Annotated in this window: 17 protein-coding genes; 6 read left to right on the top strand and 11 right to left on the bottom strand. The window is 55.6% G+C overall.

What is annotated here, in order from left to right:
* Positions 1-60 precede the first annotated feature (60 nt).
* Complete coding sequence (locus HQN87_RS07020; protein ID WP_173129787.1) at positions 61-1,998, bottom strand: NAD(+) synthase; 1,938 nt, start codon at positions 1,996-1,998, stop codon at positions 61-63.
* Positions 1,999-2,175: 177 nt separating this feature from the next.
* Here HQN87_RS07020 and HQN87_RS07015 point away from each other — a divergent pair, with 177 nt between their 5' ends.
* Positions 2,176-3,015, top strand: a complete 840-nt coding sequence (locus HQN87_RS07015; protein ID WP_173129785.1) for an MBL fold metallo-hydrolase — start codon at positions 2,176-2,178, stop codon at positions 3,013-3,015.
* A gap of 4 nt (positions 3,016-3,019) precedes the next feature.
* Here HQN87_RS07015 and HQN87_RS07010 read toward each other — a convergent pair whose 3' ends face one another.
* A complete protein-coding gene (locus HQN87_RS07010) occupies positions 3,020-3,793 on the bottom strand; it encodes a DeoR/GlpR family DNA-binding transcription regulator (RefSeq protein WP_173129783.1) in 774 nt (257 codons plus the stop codon).
* 589 nt (positions 3,794-4,382) lie between these two features.
* Between HQN87_RS07010 and HQN87_RS07005 the strand changes: the two genes are divergently transcribed.
* The 4 genes from HQN87_RS07005 to fucU are packed head-to-tail and all read left to right on the top strand — an operon-like array spanning position 4,383 to position 8,813.
* Complete coding sequence (locus tag HQN87_RS07005) at positions 4,383-6,149, top strand: L-fucose isomerase (RefSeq protein WP_173129781.1); 1,767 nt, start codon at positions 4,383-4,385, stop codon at positions 6,147-6,149.
* 29 nt (positions 6,150-6,178) lie between these two features.
* Positions 6,179-7,681: a rhamnulokinase gene (locus HQN87_RS07000; protein ID WP_173129779.1), complete on the top strand. Its 1,503-nt coding sequence runs from the start codon at positions 6,179-6,181 to the stop codon at positions 7,679-7,681.
* A gap of 14 nt (positions 7,682-7,695) precedes the next feature.
* Positions 7,696-8,346 carry a class II aldolase/adducin family protein gene (locus HQN87_RS06995; RefSeq protein ID WP_173129776.1) on the top strand — a complete coding sequence of 217 codons (651 nt, stop codon included), beginning with the start codon at positions 7,696-7,698 and terminating at the stop codon, positions 8,344-8,346.
* 26 nt (positions 8,347-8,372) lie between these two features.
* Positions 8,373-8,813, top strand: a complete 441-nt coding sequence (gene fucU / locus HQN87_RS06990) for an L-fucose mutarotase (RefSeq protein WP_173129774.1) — start codon at positions 8,373-8,375, stop codon at positions 8,811-8,813.
* Positions 8,814-9,223: 410 nt separating this feature from the next.
* Here fucU and HQN87_RS06985 read toward each other — a convergent pair whose 3' ends face one another.
* The 7 genes from HQN87_RS06985 to HQN87_RS06955 all read right to left on the bottom strand — a co-directional run bounded on the left by HQN87_RS06985 (position 9,224) and on the right by HQN87_RS06955 (position 16,907).
* Positions 9,224-10,066, bottom strand: coding sequence for a sugar phosphate isomerase/epimerase family protein (locus HQN87_RS06985; protein ID WP_173129772.1), 843 nt, complete (start codon positions 10,064-10,066; stop codon positions 9,224-9,226).
* A 127-nt stretch (positions 10,067-10,193) separates the two neighbouring features.
* Complete coding sequence (locus HQN87_RS06980) at positions 10,194-10,892, bottom strand: rhamnogalacturonan acetylesterase (protein ID WP_173129770.1); 699 nt, start codon at positions 10,890-10,892, stop codon at positions 10,194-10,196.
* 17 nt (positions 10,893-10,909) lie between these two features.
* Complete coding sequence (uxaC, locus tag HQN87_RS06975) at positions 10,910-12,331, bottom strand: glucuronate isomerase (protein WP_173129768.1); 1,422 nt, start codon at positions 12,329-12,331, stop codon at positions 10,910-10,912.
* A 36-nt stretch (positions 12,332-12,367) separates the two neighbouring features.
* Positions 12,368-13,855, bottom strand: coding sequence for a UxaA family hydrolase (locus tag HQN87_RS06970; protein WP_173129766.1), 1,488 nt, complete (start codon positions 13,853-13,855; stop codon positions 12,368-12,370).
* Positions 13,856-13,892: 37 nt separating this feature from the next.
* Entirely contained in the window at positions 13,893-15,314 is a 1,422-nt protein-coding gene (locus HQN87_RS06965) for a tagaturonate reductase (protein WP_173129764.1), read from the bottom strand.
* Between the two features lie 137 nt (positions 15,315-15,451).
* Positions 15,452-16,447, bottom strand: coding sequence for a LacI family DNA-binding transcriptional regulator (locus tag HQN87_RS06960; RefSeq protein WP_173129762.1), 996 nt, complete (start codon positions 16,445-16,447; stop codon positions 15,452-15,454).
* A gap of 208 nt (positions 16,448-16,655) precedes the next feature.
* Entirely contained in the window at positions 16,656-16,907 is a 252-nt protein-coding gene (locus HQN87_RS06955; protein WP_246552857.1) for a hypothetical protein, read from the bottom strand.
* 162 nt (positions 16,908-17,069) lie between these two features.
* Between HQN87_RS06955 and HQN87_RS06950 the strand changes: the two genes are divergently transcribed.
* A complete protein-coding gene (locus HQN87_RS06950; protein WP_173129760.1) occupies positions 17,070-18,197 on the top strand; it encodes a DNA alkylation repair protein in 1,128 nt (375 codons plus the stop codon).
* 84 nt (positions 18,198-18,281) lie between these two features.
* On the opposite strand, the gene HQN87_RS06945 is transcribed toward HQN87_RS06950, so the two are convergent.
* Both HQN87_RS06945 and HQN87_RS06940 read right to left on the bottom strand, forming a co-directional pair.
* The gene (locus HQN87_RS06945; RefSeq protein WP_173129759.1) at positions 18,282-19,184 is read right to left on the bottom strand and encodes a manganese catalase family protein; all 903 of its coding nucleotides are present in this window, start codon (positions 19,182-19,184) and stop codon (positions 18,282-18,284) included.
* A 73-nt stretch (positions 19,185-19,257) separates the two neighbouring features.
* Entirely contained in the window at positions 19,258-20,607 is a 1,350-nt protein-coding gene (locus tag HQN87_RS06940) for a metallophosphoesterase (protein ID WP_173129758.1), read from the bottom strand.
* Positions 20,608-20,658: the final 51 nt, after the last annotated feature.

The following is a 20,658-nucleotide window of genomic DNA, read 5'->3' as shown; positions in this document are numbered from 1 at the left end:
GCGTCCCCCTCATCCTATGATGACCGGGGACGCCTCTTTGCGTTTGTCTTATGTTACAGGCTACAGCTCCTCAATCTCCCGCAGCCAGAGCGCGGCGGAAGCGTCGCTCGGCATCCGCCAGTCGCCGCGCGGCGAGAGGCTGACCGTACCGACCTTCGGCCCGTCCGGCAGGCAGGAGCGCTTGAACTGCTGGGTGAAGAAGCGTGTGACGAACACCTTCAGCCAGGCGGTCAGCTGCTCTCTGGGATAAGCTCCGCCGAAGGCGTGCTCGGCGAGATAGAGCATTTTGCCGGGGGAAGCGCCTGTACGCAGCATATAATACAAGAAGAAATCATGCACAATGTAAGGTCCCAGAATATTCTCGGTAAGCTGGACGATCTCTCCGGTGGCCGAAGGCGGCAGCAGCTCCGGGCTGATCCCGGTCTCGATGATGCTGTAGAGGAACTTGCCCGCTGTCTCATCCGCTTCGTGATCCGCATACCAGGCGACGACATACTGGATCAGTGTCTTCGGAATACCCGAATTGACGCTGTACATGGACATATGGTCCCCGTTATAGGTGCACCAGCCCAGCGCCAGCTCGGACAAGTCGCCCGTGCCGATGACAATGCCGCCGTTCTTGTTGGCCAGATCCATCAGAATCTGTGTGCGCTCGCGGGCTTGCACATTCTCGTACGTCAGGTCATGCACATCTTTGTCATGGCCGATGTCCTCGAAATGCTGGAGGCAGGCGGCTTTGATGTCAACGACCTTAAGCGAGGCGCCGAGTGCCTTGATTAAGCCGACAGCATTGTCGTAGGTCCGGCTTGTTGTGCCGAAGCCGGGCATCGTGACGGCAAGCACATCGCTGGCCGGACGCCCGAGCAGCTCCATCGCCCGCACGGCAACCAGCAGCGCAAGCGTCGAGTCGAGGCCGCCCGAGATGCCGATCACGGCCTGCTTGGTGCCGATGTGGCGGATACGCTTCATCAGGCCGGAGGTCTGAATCGAGAGGATCTCCCGGCAGCGTTCGTCCCGCTGGAGCGGATTGCCCGGTACGAACGGATTGACGCCTACGGGCCGCTTCAGCTCCCGGCGGCTCTTCCCGCTGACCGGCGAAGCGTAGAGCAGCTCGCGGTAGTTGCGGCCGCCCTTGCCGGCACGGAACGTTCCCATCACGGTGCGGGAATATTGCAGCCGGGGCAGGTCGATGTCAGCGGTAATCATCCGGCTCTCATGGGTGAAGCGTTCTGATTCGGCCAAGAGCTGGCCGTTCTCTGCGATCAGCGAATGTCCGCCGAAGACCACATCCGTTGTTGATTCGCCGGTATTGCAGCTTGCATAGACATACCCGGCCACACAGGAAGCGGATTGGCTGCCCACCAGCTGGCGGCGGTAATCAGCCTTGCCGACCAGCTCATTGCTGGCAGACGGGTTGAACAGCAGCGTGGCCCCGGCCTGGGCGAGAAGGCTGCTTGGCGGAACCGGCACCCAGAGATCCTCGCAGATCTCAACGCCGAAGGAGAGATTACCGTTACTCTCACAGGCAAAAATCAGGTCATTGCCTACCGGCACTACAGCACCGCCGATCCGCAGCTCGGACACTTCCAGCTCCTCGGCACCGGCGAACCAGCGCGGCTCGTAGAATTCGCTATACCCGGGAATGCAGGTCTTCACAACCAGCCCGAGAATCCGGCCTTGCTGGAGGACAGCCGCACAGTTGAACAGCCTGCTCTTAATGGAGACCGGCAGACCGGCAATGACGATCACCCGATGCTCTGCCGTTGCGGCAGTGATCCGGAGCAGAGCTTCAAGTGCAGCGTCCAGCAATGTAGGCTGCAGGAACAGATCCGCACAGCTGTAGCCGGTGATGCACAGCTCAGGGAGTACCAGGTACTCCACCTCCTGAGTTCGGGCTGAATGAATAACTTCAATAATCTGGTCTGCATTGAATACGCAGTCGGCCACCCGTAGCTCCGGGGAAGCGGCAGCGACTCTGGCGAATCCGTAATTCTGCATTCATTTCACCTGTCCTTTACCTGTTCCTTATGTTGAAGTACATTATCTAATAATTGTACCCATCATTTGGCACCGGTAACAAGCAGGGATTTGGACAAGCGCTTCCATTTGGCTTCAGCCGGGTATACACTAATATAACAATCTGGAATTTGACCGAGAGGAAGGGAGTATAGAGTTATGACTTTAGCAGGAAGAGAACTAATCGAAGAGATCCGGGCCACCGGGGTGCCCTATGGCTGTGTGGCCGTCTGGTTTCTGGGACAAGCCAGTGTCATTATCAAGGGAGCGGAGGTGACGGTGTATATTGATCCTTATGTATCACCGAACCCGGACCGGACATTCCCGCCGCCGATTGGACCCGGGGAGATTACGAATATGGACGTCTGTCTGATTACCCATGACCATTCGGATCATCTGGATGAAGAGGCATTGCCTGTGCTTGCCGGGCTGAATCCGGGGGCGAAGTTCATGGCTCCGGCAGTCTGCCTGGAGCGTCTGCAGGAGCTGGGCATTCCGCAGGAGCGGCTTACCGCTGCTGTGCCTGCCGATGCAGCAGAACCTGCCCATGGTCTGAAGGTCTTTCCGGTTGCAGCGGCTCATGAGGAGCTGGAGCGCGATGAGCAGGGCCATCCCAAGTACGTCGGCTATATCCTGGAGCTGAACGGAGTCACACTGTATCACGCCGGGGATACAGTTCTGTTCCCTGAGCTGATTGAAGAGGTCGGCAGCCGGAAGATTGACCTGGCGCTGCTGCCGATTAACGGACGCGACTATTACCGGGGCAGCCGCAATATTGTCGGCAATATGAATTACCGGGAGGCGGCGGAGTTCGCGGCGACCTCCGGTTTTGAGACGGTCATCCCGCTGCATTATGACCTGTTCGCCGGCAATGCGGAGAATCCGGGATATTTCGTGGATCACCTGTACCGCCATTTCCCGGAGCAGAAGTTCCATATGATGGCTAGAGCGGAAAGGTTTGTCTATGTTTCGGCTCAGGCTTTCCAGAACAACCGTTAAGTCTTCAACCCTGTACAGCAGGATAGAGCAGAGAAACCTGATATTTGCTGAGGAACTCAATCCATTCCCCGGACGGCTGCTGATCGGTGACGATATAATCAACCTTGTCGAAGCTGAACAGCCGGATGAAGGCGATCCGGTCGAATTTGGAATGGTCCGCCAGAAGTACAACTTTGCTCGCCTGCTGCTGCATTAGTACCTTAAGCTCGGTCTCCGCTTCGTTGGAATCGCAGAGTCCGCCGGTCATGGAGAGCGCCTTGCAGCTGAAGATCGCCACATCCACATTATATTTCAGAATGGTCTGTGAAGCCGTCGGACCTACGAAAGAGCTGGTCTCCGGCCCCAATATACCCCCCGTGGAGATAAGCTTCTGCCCGGAATGCTGGAACTCTGACAATACCGCCAGGGAATTGGTGATGATGGTCAGATTTTTTTTGTCCTCTACGATTCTCCGCAAGCCTTCAAAAGCCGTCGTGCTGGTGTCCGTCATCACACTGTCACCGTCATTGATCAGCTCCAGCAGACATGCGGCAATGCGCCGCTTCGCCTCAAGGTTGACCTGATGCCTGTGAGAGTAGGAGGGGTCCTCGTTGGTATGGGCGTTCAGAATAGCCCCGCCGTAATTCTTCTTGGCAATGCCCTCTTTATCCAGCCGGTCGAGATCGCGCCGGATCGTCTCCTCCGACACCTTGAATTTCTGTGCGAGGTCCGCTACGTGGACTTTTTTGTGCCTGTAGAGTTCGTTAATGACCAGATCCCGCCGTTCAAAAGCCTTCATATCGTTGCCCACCCTTAGTTACATAGTTCTATTGCTTAGTATATAAGACGCACTTAAGTATTGAACTTGAAGCTTCATCGTCACTGCGGTGAACATTTGGACTTCCGGCCGCTGCCCGCCCCCAGATTTCTTGATTTAAACCGCTCTTCGCGGATGAAATCGGGGGACTGCTGATGCTTACGATGCTAGCTTTCCTACGGAAAGCTTTCAGGCGGTCGCTACCGCTCCTACAGTTCCAAATTTCCCCTCCGCTTCTTTTGCTTTTTGTTTATTTCTTTAGTGCTTCTTATATAACTACTAGTGTACTACAACCCGCCACAAAACATAAACCATTCAAACAGGAACAATACCACAATATATTCAGATTATATCACACAAAACCACATAAATATCAAATTAAAGTGTGGAATAGTGTTGACTTTAAGGGTCTGGAAATCTATGATGGAGAAGAAAGAGATTAGTCGGCGGGCAATAGCCATAGTATGCAGACAGCAGCAGGCTGTATTTGATAGCGCTTACTAATCGGAGTGTGCAGCTCCAATGTAATTATTTTATCCAATCATCTATTCATTCACGGGGAGGAACAGCAGTGACAGCACATTATCCGAAGATTGGTATCCGGCCTACGATTGACGGCAGAAGACGCGGGGTACGTGAATCGCTGGAGGCCCAGACGATGGGCATGGCGCAGCGCGTGGCAGCATTTTTGCAGGAGCATTTGTATTATCCGGACGGTTCTCAGGTGGAATGTATTATTGCCGATTCTACGATTGGCGGCGTGAAGGAAGCGGCGGCGGCGGCGCAGAAGTTCGCGGGTGCGGGAGTAGGCGTATCCATTACCGTGACTCCGTGCTGGTGTTATGGTTCAGAGACGATGGACATGGATGCTTCGATCCCGCATGCGGTATGGGGATTCAACGGAACAGAGCGCCCTGGAGCGGTGTATCTGGCGGCTGTCCTGTCTGCTTATGCGCAAAAAGGCATTCCCGCCTTCGGGATCTACGGGGAGGATGTCCAGGAATCCAGCAGCGAGGAGATCCCGGCTGATGTGCAGGTGAAGCTGCTGCAATTCGCAAGATCTGCGCTGGCGGCCGCCCTGATGAAAGGCAAGTCGTATCTGTCGATGGGCTCCGTGTCCATGGGAATCGCCGGTTCCATCGTGAACGAGCAGTTTTTCCAGGAGTATCTTGGCATGCGCAATGAGTATATTGATATGTCTGAATATGTACGGAGATTTGAGGAAGGGATCTATGATCCTGAGGAATTCACGCGGGCGCTGGCCTGGGTGAAGGACAACTGCCGTGTGGGAGCGGACAATAACCCGCCGCATCTGCAGCTCAGCGAAGAGATCAAGGAAGAACAATGGGAGACCTGTGTCAAAATGGCGCTGATTGCCCGCGATCTGATGATCGGCAACCCGGAGCTTGCGAAGCTCGGCTTCGAGGAAGAAGCGAACGGGCACAATGCCCTGCTGGGCGGCTTCCAGGGCCAGCGTCAATGGACAGACCACTTCCCGAACGGTGATTTCATGGAGACGATCCTGAACTCCTCGTTCGACTGGAACGGCAGACGGGCGCCTTATATTGTCGCTACCGAGAATGACAGCCTGAACGGGGTAACGATGCTGTTCAATTATCTGCTGACGAACACGGCGCAGATTTTTGCCGATGTGCGTACGTTCTGGAGTCCGGCGGCCGTCAAGCGCGTGACCGGCTATGAGCTGGAGGGAGCAGCGGCAGGCGGTCTGCTGCATCTGATCAACTCCGGCTCGGCGGCGCTGGACGGCACCGGAGAGCAGAGCATGGACGGCAAACCGGCCATCAAGCCGTTCTGGGACATCACGGATGAAGAAGCGGCTGCCTGTCTCGCGCAGACCCAGTTCCGCCCGGCTTCGCAGGAATATTTCCGGGGAGGCGGCTTCTCCACAGACTATCTGACCAAAGGCGGAATGCCGGTTACGATGGCCCGGCTGAATCTGGTCAAGGGCCTGGGACCTGTCCTCCAGCTGGTGGAGGGCTTCACTGTGGAGCTGCCGGGAGAAGTGCATGATACGCTTGATCAGAGAACGGACCCGACCTGGCCGACGACCTGGTTCGCGCCCAAGCTGACAGGCAAAGGCTCCTTCCAGTCTGTATATGATGTAATGAATAATTGGGGCGCCAATCACGGAGCAATCAGCTACGGGCATATCGGAGCGGATCTGATTACGCTGGCCTCGATCCTGCGGATTCCGGTCAGTATGCATAATGTGGAAGAATCGCGTATTTTCCGTCCGCGCGTCTGGTCGCTGTTCGGCACAGAGGATCTGGAGAGTGCCGATTACAGAGCCTGCCGTAACTTTGGCCCGCTCTACTAAATCTTCAAAGTGAAGCAGGTGTGCAGATAATGGGTGACAACGGAATTAAGCTGCTGGCCATTGACCTTGGGGCAAGCTCCGGCAGAGTAATGCTGGGCAGCTTCGCGGACGGAAAAGTGGAGGTGGAGGAAATCCACCGTTTTCCTAATGGTCCTGTAGAGATTGCAGGACAGCTGCACTGGGATGTGCAGCAGCTGCTGCAGGAGATGAAGCAGGGAATAGCTGCGGCTGCCGGAAGATACGGGCCGCTCCAGTCGCTAAGTGTTGATACCTGGGGGGTCGATTACGGTCTCCTGGATGATCAGGGCGAACTGCTGTATGCCCCGCATCATTACAGGGACCAGCGGATGGAGGGCATCGCTTCAGTGCTGGAGACGGCCCTGCCTCCCGGAGAACAATTCAAGCTGACGGGCAACCAGTCCAGCCTGATTAATACGGTATATCAATTATTTGCTGATCTTCAGGGGAATCCGGGGCTGCGGGGTACGGCCAGGCAGCTGCTGATGATGCCCGATCTGTTCCATTATATGTTCAGCGGCGTTGCAGCCGCCGAGCAGACCATCTGGAGCACCAGCGGCCTGCTGAATGCGGACTCAACGGTACCTTCGGAGGAAGTGCTGCGCAGGCTGGAGCTGCCGGCGGAGCTGATCCCCCGGCTGGTTCCTGCTGGCACCGTGCTGGGGGAACTCCGGCCTGCCCTCCAGGAAGAGCTCGGCACCGGCCCGCTCAAGATCATTGCCGGGGCTTCGCATGATACGGCTTCCGCCGTGGCTTCCATCCCGTATGACTCTGGCTCTGTCGGTACTGGCCGCATTAGCGGCCTTAATCCTCCGCAGCCAGCCGCCGCGTTCATTAGCTGCGGTACCTGGTCGCTGGTAGGCCTGGAGACCACGGAGCCTGTGCTGAGCGATGAAGCCTTCGCCTGCGGATTCACGAATGAGAGCTGCTTCGGCGGCACGAACCGGCTGCTGAAGAATATCACCGGCCTCTGGCTGCTGCAGGAGACCCAGCGGAGCTGGACCGAAGCGGGGGAGCCGCTCACCCATCAGGAGGCAGCGGAGCTTGCTGTGAATCTGGACCGTTCCAAGGCGGATATTGCCATTCTGGACCCGAATGATCCCCTCTTCAGCACACCGGGGGATATGCCGCTGCGGATCGAATCTTACTGTATCCGCACCGGGCAGCCGGTGCCGCAGACCCGTGCGGAGATCATCCGTTCCATTCTGGAGAGCCTGGCCTTGTCATACGCAGGCACGATCCGCGAGCTGGAGGCCATTACAGGCCGAACGGTGAGCTGCATTCACATGGTCGGCGGAGGAATCCAGAACAAGCTGCTGTGCCAGCTTACTGCGGATGCCACCGGCAAAGAAGTCATCGCCGGACCGGTAGAAGCGAGTGCCATCGGTAACATCGTGGTGCAATTGACGGCGCTGGGAGCTATCCAAGCCCCGGAAGCCCGGAGAGTTGTAGCCCGTTCCTGCACGCCCGTCCGGTATCAGCCGGCTGTATCTAATTATTTCTACCCACAGTAATCAAGGAGGCAATTATGAATAAGCATGAAGAAGAATTGCGGCGGCTAATCTGTGATATCGGCCGGAATCTGTTCAACAAGGACTTCATTGCGGCCAATGACGGCAACATCTCGGCCCGCCTGTCGGCAACCGAGGTGCTTGCTTCGCCAACCGGAGTCAGCAAAGGCTATCTGCAGCCGCATATGCTCGTCAAAGTAAATCTGCAGGGTGACATCCTGGAAGCGGCGGAGGGCTATCGGCCGTCCACAGAAGTGAAGATGCACCTGAAGATTTACAATGAATTGCCCGAAATGGGCGGCGTGGTTCATGCGCATCCTCCGTACGCGACCGCTTTTGCGATCAAAGGTGAAGCCCTGGACAAGATGATGATGCCTGAATCGGTAATAGCCATGGGGGATATTCCACTGGCGGTATACGGGACGCCTTCAACCGAAGAAATCCCGGATTCGCTAACCCCCTTCCTTGGCAAGAAAACCGCTGTTCTGCTGGAGAGTCACGGTGCCCTGACTTGGGGCAAGGATGTAATGGCTGCTTACATGAACATGGAGCGGCTTGAATATACAGCGAAGCTGACCTTCCTCACCCGCATGATCGGCGGAGAGCGTGAGCTGCCGCAACACCGGATTGATGAGCTGGTAGCCTTGAGGTCGTTCTACGGAATGTGATCAGGGAGAGGAACGGAGGGAAGGTTATGCTCAAAAAAATACCCAAGCTGCTCTCCCCGGAGCTCGTCCGCACCCTGATGGAGATGGGCCACGGGGATGAGCTGGTCCTGGCGGATGCCAACTATCCGGGACATGCGCTGCATTCCAGAGTCTTAAGAGCTGACGGAATCGGCATTCCTGAACTGCTGGATGCCATCCTGGAGCTGCTCCCGCTGGATCATTATGCACCGGCTCAGGCAGCCTTCATGGCTGTAGTGGAGGGGGACCCCACGGTTCCGGTGATATGGGATAAGTACAAGGAGATTCTGGCCCGGCATGACCGTACAGCGCAGATCGAATATGAAGAACGTTTCGACTTCTATAACCGCTCCAAGAGCAGCTATGCCATTCTGATCACCGGGGAAGAATCGCTGTACGGGAATATTATTCTCAAAAAAGGCGTAATCTCCCCTGCTGCCGGGGAATAGCGCTGCTTCCCTCTGCGTTCCGGCAGAGGACCTGATGAATGCTGCAGCGGGCTCTGCAAACACAATAATGTGCTCCTCGATGAAATGTTGTATATTTTGCAATTTGCTGTCCCTAATAACCGTAGCTGGGGGAGGAATGTTGCAGGAAATGCAGGAATTGTCTCCACTTAACTGCTTATTAGCAGAAGAATGTTGACATTGGTGCAACAATTTTACCTGAGACGTTATCCATCAGGAGAAGAGTTGCAGTCTGTGCAGCATTTTAATTGCAAATATGAAAATAGCACCCCAAAATGCCCCGTTCGCCAAATTGGCCGGGGCATTTTCTTTTTATTCCCGCTAAAACGGGTACGTCCTTTATAAGTTATAAGGACGGCGTAACCGTTTTGGCTTAGAACTGGTTTTACCATTTAGAGCTCATCATACAATCTCCGCAGGAATTGCGCGCTGTCATTCAGATTCGCTTCAGGAGTACTCTCCAGCAGGCCATGGATATGCGGACGCTTATACTTCATGTAGTGGAGCAGCGGAGCGAAGTTCAGCATTCCCTGCCCTGCTGGAACGATGGTGATAACGCCGCCCAGTACTGTGAAATCCTTCAGATGCAGGACAGCGATCCGGTCGCCCAGCAGCTCAAGCGCGTCTGCAACGATCTGCTCCTGCTGAAGGTAATTCTCTACCGTCATCAGATTCGCAGCATCCAGAATGATCTGCAGATTATTAGACGGCACCTCATCAAGCAGCCGCCGGGTTAGCTGTGCCGTATAGAGCGGATGATTGATGCCTGCTTCGATGCCGACAGTCACCCCGAATCTCTCGGCTTCCGCAACCATGGCTGTAACCGACTCCACCACCTGTTGAAAGGCTTCCTCTGTGAAATTATCCGTTGTATATCCCTGACCTACACTGCCTGTCTCCGTCCCCACCAGACTTGCGCCGAAGTCACGGGCCAGCCGCAGATGGGTGCTGAAGTCGCTCAATGCCTGTGTGCGCCTGGCAGGATCGGAATCAATGATATTGACATAACAGCCGAGGACGGCAATCCGGATACCAGCTTGTCTGAAGGCATCGCCATAATAGGAGGCAGCCCCCGGACTCAGTGCACCCAGTCCAGCCACACTCTCCGGAAAAGACTTATGCAGCGCAAATTGAATCGCCGGGAAGCCATGCTCCTTCAGCTTATCCACCAGCTGCGGCAACGGACACCGGTTGATGTCGTGGGCGCGGACGCCCAAGTGAAACGGAACGGTCATTAGGTATCTCCTTTGAGTTCAGTCCTTAAGTTGGTGCAAAGCGGTTATTCTTCGCAAATAAGGCCGCTTGTGTCCTTAAGGTCCACAGGCGGCCCAATTCGTTATCCAAGAGAAGCCGTGTAACACGCTACACCCTCAGATACGGCTGTAGCCCGGCAAGCGCCGCAGACTGAGACACGGACTCTACAAGCGCTTCTGCAACCAGGGCTGCGATCTTCTGCGCCCCGGCCTGGGAGAAATGCGTGTCATCCGCAATGCCATCCGGGTAGTTGGGGCGATTGCCCGGCGGCAGATGCATGAACAGCTCCATTGAAGCTTCCGCTCCCAGTGTGCGGTAGAGCTGCTGGGAGGCGGCAAAAATATCGAGCAGAGGGGTTCCGGTCTCCACTGCAACCTCACGCATGACCTGCGGATAGAGTCCGACCGCCTGCGGATCAGGTTCACCGTCTGCGGTGAAGCGGCGGCGGCTGACAGAGGTCAGCAGCAGGGGGACGGCTTCCCGGCTGCGGGCGGAATCAATGAAGCTCTTGAGATTCTGGCGGTATTCGGTATGCGGCTCCGTGTAACGAAGAGGGTCCTCAAGCTTCTGGTCATTATGGCCGAATTGGATCAGCAGGAAGTCCCCGGGAAGCAGATCCCGCTCCAGATCCGTAAGCCTGCCCTCGGCGAGGAAGGAGCGTGTGCTCCGTCCATTCATCGCACGGTTCATAATCCGCACCTCACGGCTGACATACGCCTGGAGGAATTCGCCCCATCCGGCCATCGGCCATTCCCCGCCGCCCTTCTGGGCAGCGGTTGAGTCTCCGGCGATATAGATTGTCGGCATTTTCAGCAGCCCTCCATCTAGACGGGAAGCCCGGATTCGCTGCCGGCGGTCTGGAATCCGAAATACCCGGCGGCGTTATTATAGGAGATACCCTCGACCATTGCACCCAGTAGCCCAAGATCGTCCGGCGCTTCACCGCGTTCTGCGAGTTCACCGAGCAGCCCGCACAGCACCCGGCGGAAATATTCATGCCGGGTATAAGAGAGGAAGCTGCGCGAATCGGTCAGCATCCCGACGAAGTTACCCAGCAGGCTGCCTTCAGCCAGCAGAGTCAGCTGATGGCGCATGCCGCTGCGCGTATCATTGTACCACCAGCCGGAGCCGAGCTGGAGCTTGCCGGGAGTATCCTTCTGGTAACAGCCCAGCAGAGCCAGCAGGGACGGGTAATCGCCGGGATTCAGCGAGTACAGAATCGTCTTCGGCAGCCCGCTGCCGCTCTCGGCCCGGTCAAGCAGCTGCGACAGCGCGGTGGTCAGCGGCAGATCGTTAATCCCGTCATATCCGGTATCCGGTCCAAGCTTCTGGAACATCGGCGTATTGTTGTTGCGGTAAGCATGGAGATGCAGCTGCATGGTCCAGCCTTTGGCCTGATAGAAGCCGATCAGCGCCGTCAGCAGCTCTGTACGGTAGAGTGTGATTTCTTGTGGCGAGAGCGGCACACCCTGCAGTCTTTTGGCGAAAATAGCTTCAACGGCTTCCGGCTCCCCCGCCTCATAACGCAGCACATCCAGCGCGTGGTCCGACAGGCGGCAGCCGTTCTCGTGGAAGAACTCCACACGGCTACGCAGGGCATCCAGCAGCGCCGCATAGCTCTTGACCGGCTGGCCGGAGGCCAGCTCCAGCTTGCCGATCCAGGCCCCGAAGCCTTCTGCGTCAATGTTCAGTGCCTTGTCGGGGCGGAAGGTCGGGAACACCTGGAAGGCGGTCTCACTATCTCTCAGCAGCTTGTGGTACTCCAGCGAATCGGCAGGGTCATCGGTAGTACAGATGATCTTCACGCCGCTGCTGCGGATCAGGCCGCGCCGGGTGAAGGCCGGTTCCGCAAGCTTGCGGTTCACCTTCTCCCAGATGGCCGGCGCAGAGGCTTCGTTCAGCAGCTCCTCCACGCCGAAGAACCGGCGCAGCTCCAGATGGGTCCAGCTGTACAGCGGGTTGCCCACTGCCTTAGGCAGTGTACGGGCCCAGGCCAGAAATTTATCGTAATCAGAGGCGTCGCCGGTGATATGCGATTCAGGCACACCGTTGGCGCGCATCAGCCGCCATTTGTAATGGTCACCGTAGAGCCAGGCGGCGGTCACGTTCTCGAATGGCTGATCTTCATAGATTTCGCGCGGGTCCAGATGACAGTGGTAGTCGATAATCGGCATGGTTTTGGCATGGTTATGATAGAGCTGCCGCGCCGTTTCGCCGGATAACATGAAGTCCTCGTTTAGAAACATGGATAGGATCTCCCTTTGGATGGATTATGATAAGTTCTATAAAGTTACGCCTGTTTTGAAAATAGCCAGCTCACGCACTTCATTCTGCTCGTTCCGGGTTTTTTGGCCGCTGGCGACATCAATGATATAGGAGATGAATTCCTCCAGCACATCGGCCATCGGCGTTTCCAGCAGCGGACCCGCGTTGAAGTCCATCCAGTGGCCTTTTTTGGCAAACAGATCGTTATTGGTTGCCACCTTAACCGTAGGCACGAAGCTGCCGAATGGCGTGCCGCGGCCGGTAGTGAACAGCACGAGCTGGCAATCCGAAGCGGCGAGCGCAGAGGCGGCGACCAGATCGTTGCCGGGAGCCTGCAACAGGCTCAGCCCTTTTTTGCGCAGCTTCACGCCATACTGCAATACATCCACCACAGGCGACGATCCGGCCTTCTGCGTGCAGCCGAGCGATTTGTCCTCCAGTGTGCTGATGCCGCCGGCCTTGTTGCCGGGAGAGGGGTTCTCATAGACAGGTTCGCCGTAAGAGAGGAAATACTGCTTGAAGTTATTGATCAGCGATACGATATCTTCATAGACCTCCCGGCTCTCTGCGCGGGCCATCAGCACCTTCTCCGCACCGAACATTTCGGGTACCTCTGTCAGCACCGACGTTCCGCCCTGAGAGATAATGAAGTCAGAGAACGCACCCAGCAGCGGGTTGGCCGTAATGCCGGAGAATCCGTCGGAGCCGCCGCATTTCAGGCCGATATTCAGCTCACTTAGCGGCACCGGCTCACGGACATCATTCTCAGCAGCTACGTACAGCTCCTCCAGCAGCACAAGACCGGCTTCCAGCTCATTACCCACCTCCTGGGCCACCAGGAACTTCACCCGCGACTCGTCATAATCGCCCAGCATGCTGCGGAACTCGGAGACAATATTGTTCTCGCAGCCGAGGCCGAAGACCAGCACGCCACCGGCATTGGGATGGTTGACCGCGTCAAGTAGAATACTGCGGGTCATCCGGTGATCATCGCCAAGCTGGGAGCAGCCGTACGGGTGCTTCAGCACCGTTAAGTTGTCGAACCCGCCAAGATCGGGATGCTCGGCTTTGAATTCCTGAAGCATTTGTTCGGCAATGCCGTTCACACAGCCTACGGTTGGTATAATGAACAGATCATTACGGATTCCGACCTTACCGTTACTCCGCCGGTACCCCTGGAAGGTCAGATCACGGCGCGGATAGATCACCGGATGAACGTCAGGCACATACTCGTATTCTTCCTCGCCGGACAGATTGGTTTTGATATTATGCGTATGAATCCAGTCACCTGCCGCAATGGGAGCCGTGGCATGGCCGATCGGGGAACCGTATTTAGTAATGATATCTTCGCTGCTGAAATCCGTCAGGGCAATCTTATGACCCTGCGGAATATCCTGCGCTGCCCGCACCGTTAATCCGTCGATGGACAGTTCTTCACCGGCCGCAATCGGCCGCAAGGCTACAGCTACCGTATCTCTCGGGTTCATCTTCATTAAGTTCTTCATGTTGGCCCTCCTAAAAGTTTGTCTTGCGGAAAATGGTTCAGCCGACGAGTTCCTGTAAGGCCGTGCGGGAATCCTCACGCTCCAGCCGTTCAAGGTGGGCGGTGATGGCGGCGCCCATTCCTGGAAGCAGGGTCAAATCCTGTCCCCAGAGGCTGGTGTCGCCAAGAATGGTATTCACGAAGCTAGACGGCTCGCTCCAGGCCTGATCGAACACGGCCAGCACTTCCGCACTGTCCTGCCGGGCAATCCGGTCTCCCCGGTAGCTGAGCAGCAGGGCAGCGAAGGCGAGCGTGATCCGCTCTGGAAGTCTGCCGCGTTCCTTCTGGTATCGCAGCATTACCGGAAGCAGGCGTGTCTTGAACTTGGAGATGCTGTTGAGCGAGATGGAGGTCAGCTCATGGCGGATGAACGGATTCCTGAACCGCTCCTGCACAGCACCGGCGTAAGACAATAGCTCCTCAGCGGGCAGATCCAGCATAGGAATCAGCTCTTCTTCAATCAATTGCTTCACGAAGCGGGAGAAGGTCCCGTCATTCATCACATCTTCAACGGTCGCAAGACCCGCGAGCAGACCCAGAGGGACCATAGCGGTATGCGGACCGTTCAGCAGATGAACCTTGCGCTCCCGGTATGCCGTCATATCAGGAGTCATCACAACATTTAGTCCTGCCTTGGCCAGCGGCAGACGCTCCGTCAGGGATTCAGGGCCTTCAATCACCCAGAAGAGAAAAGGCTCAGCTGTCGCCATAACCAGATCGGTATAACCGAGTTCAGCTTCCAGAGCAGCGGCCTGTTCATGCGGATAGCCCGGGACAATACGGTCTACCAGACTGCAGCAGAAGGTGTTCTCTGACTTCAGCCATTGCAGGAATTCCCCGCCCAGGCTCCAGTCGGCTGCGTAACGCTCTACGATCTCCTGCAATTTCTCGCCGTTGCGGTCAATCAGCTCACAGGGGATGATAACGAAGCCTTTTTTGCCAAGCTCAAACCGGCGGTAGAGCAGTGCGGTAAGCTTGCCCGGGAAGCTCACCGGAGGCGTGCTGTCCGCACGGTCACCGGGAAGATAGGCAATGCCGGCCTCGGTAGTATTGGAAGTAATGAATTCCAGATCATCATTCTCTGCGAGGGCAAGATAAGCTTCATAATCCATATATGGGTTAATCACCCGGCTGACAGAGCTGATAATCTCGCGGGAATTGACGGTCTCGTTGTCCATGATGCCGTTAAGCAGCACCGTATAGAGATTGTCTTGCTCAGCCATATGCTCGGCTACTCTGCCGACGGATTGGGCAATGGGCTGGACGATTACAGCGCTTCCGTTGAATAATCCCTGATTGTTCATTTGCTGCAGCTGCCAGTCAACGAAAGCACGCATGAAGTTGCCACCGCCGAATTGGATCATCCGTTCACGATGCAGGGGTAACCCCGGATGAGTGCTTCTGGATAAACGGTTTGTCATAATGGTCATGATCTCCTTTAACATACAAGATAATTTGCACACGTTAACATTTTATTTTGAACAGGATACGGATCACCTTCTCTTGTCCAGGAAGGCTCCGTACCCTGCAGAAAATAGCAGCTTGTCATCCGGCCGGGCTATCCACCCGCCACTGTATCCCGTACAACCAGCGAGGTCTTAACGAATAGCTGCTGCGGCAGGGTCTCCGGCTGCTGAAGCAGCTGGATCAGCATGGTCATGCCCAGCTCACTGATCTCTGCAATGGGCTTGCGGACGGTGGTCAGGGCAGGATTCGTATAGCGGGCGAACATGATATCGTCGAATCCGATCAGCGAGATCTGCTCCGGCACATCGACCTTGTGGGCATAACAGGCATTCATGGCGCCAATCGCCATATCGTCATTGGAGCAGAATACAGCCGTAGGCCGATCCTCCAGATTAAGCAGCCTGCTCATCGCCGCATATCCGCTCTCAATACTGTAATCTCCGGAGATGAAATACTCGGGATTCAGCGGAAGACGTCCGGCAATCAGGCTGTCCAGGAAGCCCTGCTTGCGTTCGCTTGAGGATTTGAAGCCGGGTTTGCCTTCAATAATAGCCAGCTTGCGGTGTCCTAGCTGAACAGCATGATCAATAGCTTCCTTGACACCTTCGCGGTCATTGGCCACAACATTCATAATGCTTGGGTCCTCCAGCTGGCGGTTCAGCACGACCAGCGGAATGCCCATCTTCTTCACATGATAGATGAAGGCATTGTCCTCATCGCTCTGGCTCATGACCAGAATGCCGTCGAAGCGCTGCGGCTGAATGTTGCTGTAATGCCGAACACCGTCTATCCCGTTGACCGTCAGATTATAGTTCTCGTCGAGAATATGCGTAATGCCCTTGATGGCATCCACCAGGAAGCTGGCCGATGTCCCCTGCTCAATACTGGAGAAGAACAGGCCGATGATGAAGGATCGCTTGGTGACCAGGCTCTTGGCACTGTAATTCGGCACATAGTTCATTTCTGCGGCGATCCGTTCAATCTTGTCCCGGGTGGCCTTCTTGATCAGCGGGTTGCCGTTCAGTGCCCTGGATACGGTAGTATGGGACACGCCGGCAACGCGGGCAATATCTTTGATGGTAATCATAGGTTCACTCCGGGAAAATAGAATTGTTAACGATTTCATTTTAGTTCTCCGGCAGCGTCAAGTCAATAGTTTAATGGAATGCACACGTTAATATTTTGTGAAAAATAATTGCAAAAACAGACCCGGATTCCGGTCCTGGGTCTGTCTTAAGCATAAGAAGGGGAGGCTTATTGAAAACGGCTTATTCTCAGCAGAGGAGCGGGAAACATCAGCTGTGGTTACGCTGGAATTTCGTGATGTCCCGGGCGTAATGCGAGGTGGTGCCGTCGTATCTTTTTAGCCGCACATACTCTTCGGAGAACTTCTCAACGACCCCGGTGCCTACCTGAGAGTACATCCCGTCGGGATCAAGCTGAAGTGCGGACACAAAGGTCTGTGACAGGGCGGCAACGAAAAAATCAATATTTTTAACAAGCGTCTGTGGCAAAAGTCCCAGTCCTTTCATCGGGTTATTCATCATATTTTACGACAGGCTGACGGTTTTGAACATAGGCTTAGCCTTGTGTATATATATCCAGCCGAAGAAAGTCACTCCGGGGAATATGACACAAGGCTGTCCGGTTTGGTATGTTACGATATACAAACAATGGGATGGAACAACATCAGCAGGAGGAATTGAAGAATGGCGGAACCCCTGAAAGCAATGTACAACAAGGAATTCTTGCACAGCTTCGGTATGAAAATTCATACCGTCTACGGTTCGTTTGAGGTGGAGCGCTTCGTTGCAGCAGCCATGAAGGAGCCTTGGGAGGAGCTGGAGCTTAAGGCGCGGATGCGGCGGATCACGGAGACGCTGGGCAGCTTCCTGCCCCCGGCCTATGAAGAAGCGCTGAGAATATTATATGCGATAGATAAAGACTGTGTCGGCTTCCCGTATCTGATCTTCCCCGACTTCGTTGAGGTATACGGGGGAAGCGGGGAGCATTGGGAGCTGTCGATGGAGGCGCTGGAACGGTTTACTGAGAAATCCTCAGCGGAATTTGCCATCAGGCCGTTCCTGCTGCGTGATCCGCAAGCAGTGATGGCCCGGATGCTGCTCTGGGCAGAGCATCCCAGCGAGCATGTCCGGCGGCTGGCCAGTGAAGGCAGCCGTCCCCGTCTGCCCTGGGGCCAGGCGCTGCCGATGTTCAAGCACGACCCGTCTCCGGTGCTGCCGGTGCTGGAGAAGCTGAAGGCAGATCCGTCCCGCTATGTGCGCAAAAGTGTTGCCAACCATCTGAATGATATCGCGAAGGATCACCCTGATATCGTTATAGCGACAGCCCGCCGCTGGAAGGGCGGTAATGAGAACACGGACTGGATCGTGCGGCATGGCTGCCGCTCGCTGATCCGTAAGGCAGATCCGCAGATTATGGAGCTGTTCGGCTATGCTCCCGAGGAGAGCGGCGCGCCACTTGTCTCCGCGGCTGTCCTCGCGGCTCAGCCGGCTGTGCTGAGGATCGGTGACAGCTGTGAGCTGCAATATACGCTCACCATCCGGGAGGGGGAGCCGGTGCGTATCCGCATCGAGTACGGGATCGACTTCGTGAAGGCCGCAGGCAAGACCTCGCGCAAGCTCTTTCTGTTATCCGACAAAACCGTCCCCGGAGGTTCCAGACTGAGCGGAACGCGGACGCACCGCTGGGCTGACCTGACCACCCGCCGTCATTATCCCGGCGGACATCAAATCACGCTGCTGGTGAACGGCCGGGAAGCAGCAAGCACATCCTTGCTGCTTGAAGGCCAGGCTGAAGCTGTGAACATACAATAAGGCACAACAAAACGGATGCAGCGGCAGCCCTCTGAGGACCGCCGGTGCATCCGTTTTTTGTTCCCTATATAATTGCCCCGGCACTTAGTCCTTGATATTGCCCGCCATCTTAAGGCGTTTGGCAATTTCCTTGAATTCTTCTTCGGAGATCCCCGGTGCGAATTCCTCTTTGGACTCGGGAGCCTCAGGAATCGGCACGCCTTCAGGAACACCCTTGATCACCTCAAGCGGCAGGCCGTCCTCCGGATGGGTGCCTTTCCAGATCTGGTCAATGGAGCTGAAATCCTTATCGCTCCAGGTGTACAGCTTGGTGTGAACCCCTTTTTCCTCGTACTTTCTGGCTTCATTGAATGCCTTATTGTCAAGGGACGGAATCGGTACCAGCTTGGTTACGTTGACGCCGGTGGCAATCTCCAGTGCTTTGGCATAGGCAACCACATGAACGCCTCCGCGGACAAGGAGGAAGCCGACAACTGCGCGGGCAGCCGGATGGTCAGTCATTTCGTACACCTTCATCTTGTGTGTTCTTGCACCGCACTCCAGGAAGAAGTTATGCAGCAGATCCTCGACCAGATTCCCGCTGTTGAATACATTGGCTCCGGTCCACGGGTTGCCCATGGAATCGAATGGCATGGCACCCTGGGCTCCGGCCAGGAAGTGGTAGGACAGCCTTGCATCCTTGACCGCATCCAGCGGAGTGGAGTCGGGCTTCTTATATGCTGTTGAACCTCTAAGACATTTGTTCACAGCATGGGAGACCAGTTCGACATGGCCTAACTCCTCAGCTGTGATGCTCATCACCAGATCATAGAAGGGCTTCAGCTTCTCCTTGGAACGGAAGTTGAAGGATTGATACAGATAGTTGTTGAGTGTGGACATTTCACCAAATTTACCGCCAAGCAGCTCCTGTACAGCCGCAGCGGCGTTAGGGTCCGGTTTCTCAACGTCTGGGATTTCAATCATAATCTCATCCATACGTGTGAACATAATGATCATCTCCTCAGCAAAATAGGTGTGTTTATACTTGTCTATTTTACACCTATTTCCACTTCTTCAAACATCACCTCTCCTGTAGCTGCACATGCAGCCTGTGGTTATTCTCCGGTTCCTGTGCGGCCATTCCCAGGACATAACTCCTCATCCCGCTGGCGGGAGCCTTGTGCCAGAGCCGGTAACCTTCTGTGGCAATTACAGCAGCATTGCCGGTGCCTGCAAAATAATTCTCGTTCAGCAATCCCACCACATCAGCCATCTCGCGGAGCTCAGACTCCGTATAATCGGCGTAAGCGGGGTCCTCTGCCAACCGGGCAAGACTGCGGGAAGCCGAACGTTTGCGGAAACTCGCCTCACTGTAGGCACTGAAGCCAAGCAAATTCGGATCTGTCTGGCCTGTGGCTGCAGCCCAAGGCTCCATGCCTAATCGGGCTGTGCTGTAATCCAGCGTCTGACGGGCGGATGAGTAGCTTAAGAGTCCGTATTGATGGGGGAAAACCGATAATGCACTGCCGGCAATGTCATATATGCGGTTGCCGCCCTCCTGATATTCACTGATATCCTGAATATGAATATGTCCGCTGAGTGTAATTTGAATTCCATTGCGCCTAAGGGCAGCGATGACCTGTTCGTTGTCGTCCACCGTGAAGCCTTCCTGAATGAAGTCACTGTGATCCATCAGGCTGTGGTGCATGACCGCTACAATATGTGCACCCTTTGCCGCCGCCAGCTCACCGCACCTATCAATCCATTCCAGGGTATGGGCGCTTACTCTGCCTTCCAGCTGGGGATGGCCCAGGGCTGTGTTGTTCCCGTACTGTGCAGTATCCAGCATAAGCAGCCATAACTCCTCTGACGGGGCGGCCAGATAGCTGAGCGAATCCTCGTCAGTCAGCAGGGCTTCCTGATAACCGAAGCTGCCATAGATCTTGCGGAACTCTTTGGCGTTAACGGAATCGGTAGCGTTTTGGCGCTTATTCTGAAATTTCCGGGCCCAGGGATTCCGGATATCGTGATTGCCGGGGATCACGTATACCCGCGTTCCGGTCTCCCGCTCAATCTTACTCAGATGTCCGGCCAGGTCCTTGTGGCTGGCTTCTTCGCCGTTGTTGCTGAGATCCCCGCTGATGATGACGGCGTCCGGCTTGCGGATACCGATGTCATAACCCAGCGCTTCCAGCATCTCATTGCTGTATCCGAGCTGCTTGCCGTCTCCGGCAGCCAGGAACTGATGGAAGGCAGGTCCGAGATCCCTCAGGCTTTGCGATAAATAATGTGTATCGGTCGTTGCAAGAATACTAAGATCATGGCCGGATTGAATACGGTATTGCAGCTCCTGCTGCGCTTCTTGTCCGCTGCAGGAGGAGAGCATCAGGAGCAGAAGGGGGAGTATGGCGTATTTACGGATAGTTATCATGATAGGACAACACCTCTTTTTCGCGGATAAAAACCCAAAAGGGGTGCTCTC

Source organism: Paenibacillus tritici (assembly GCF_013204885.1).
Classification (GTDB): domain Bacteria; phylum Bacillota; class Bacilli; order Paenibacillales; family Paenibacillaceae; genus Paenibacillus_AQ; species Paenibacillus_AQ tritici.
This window is presented reverse-complemented; position numbering and strand designations above follow the sequence as displayed.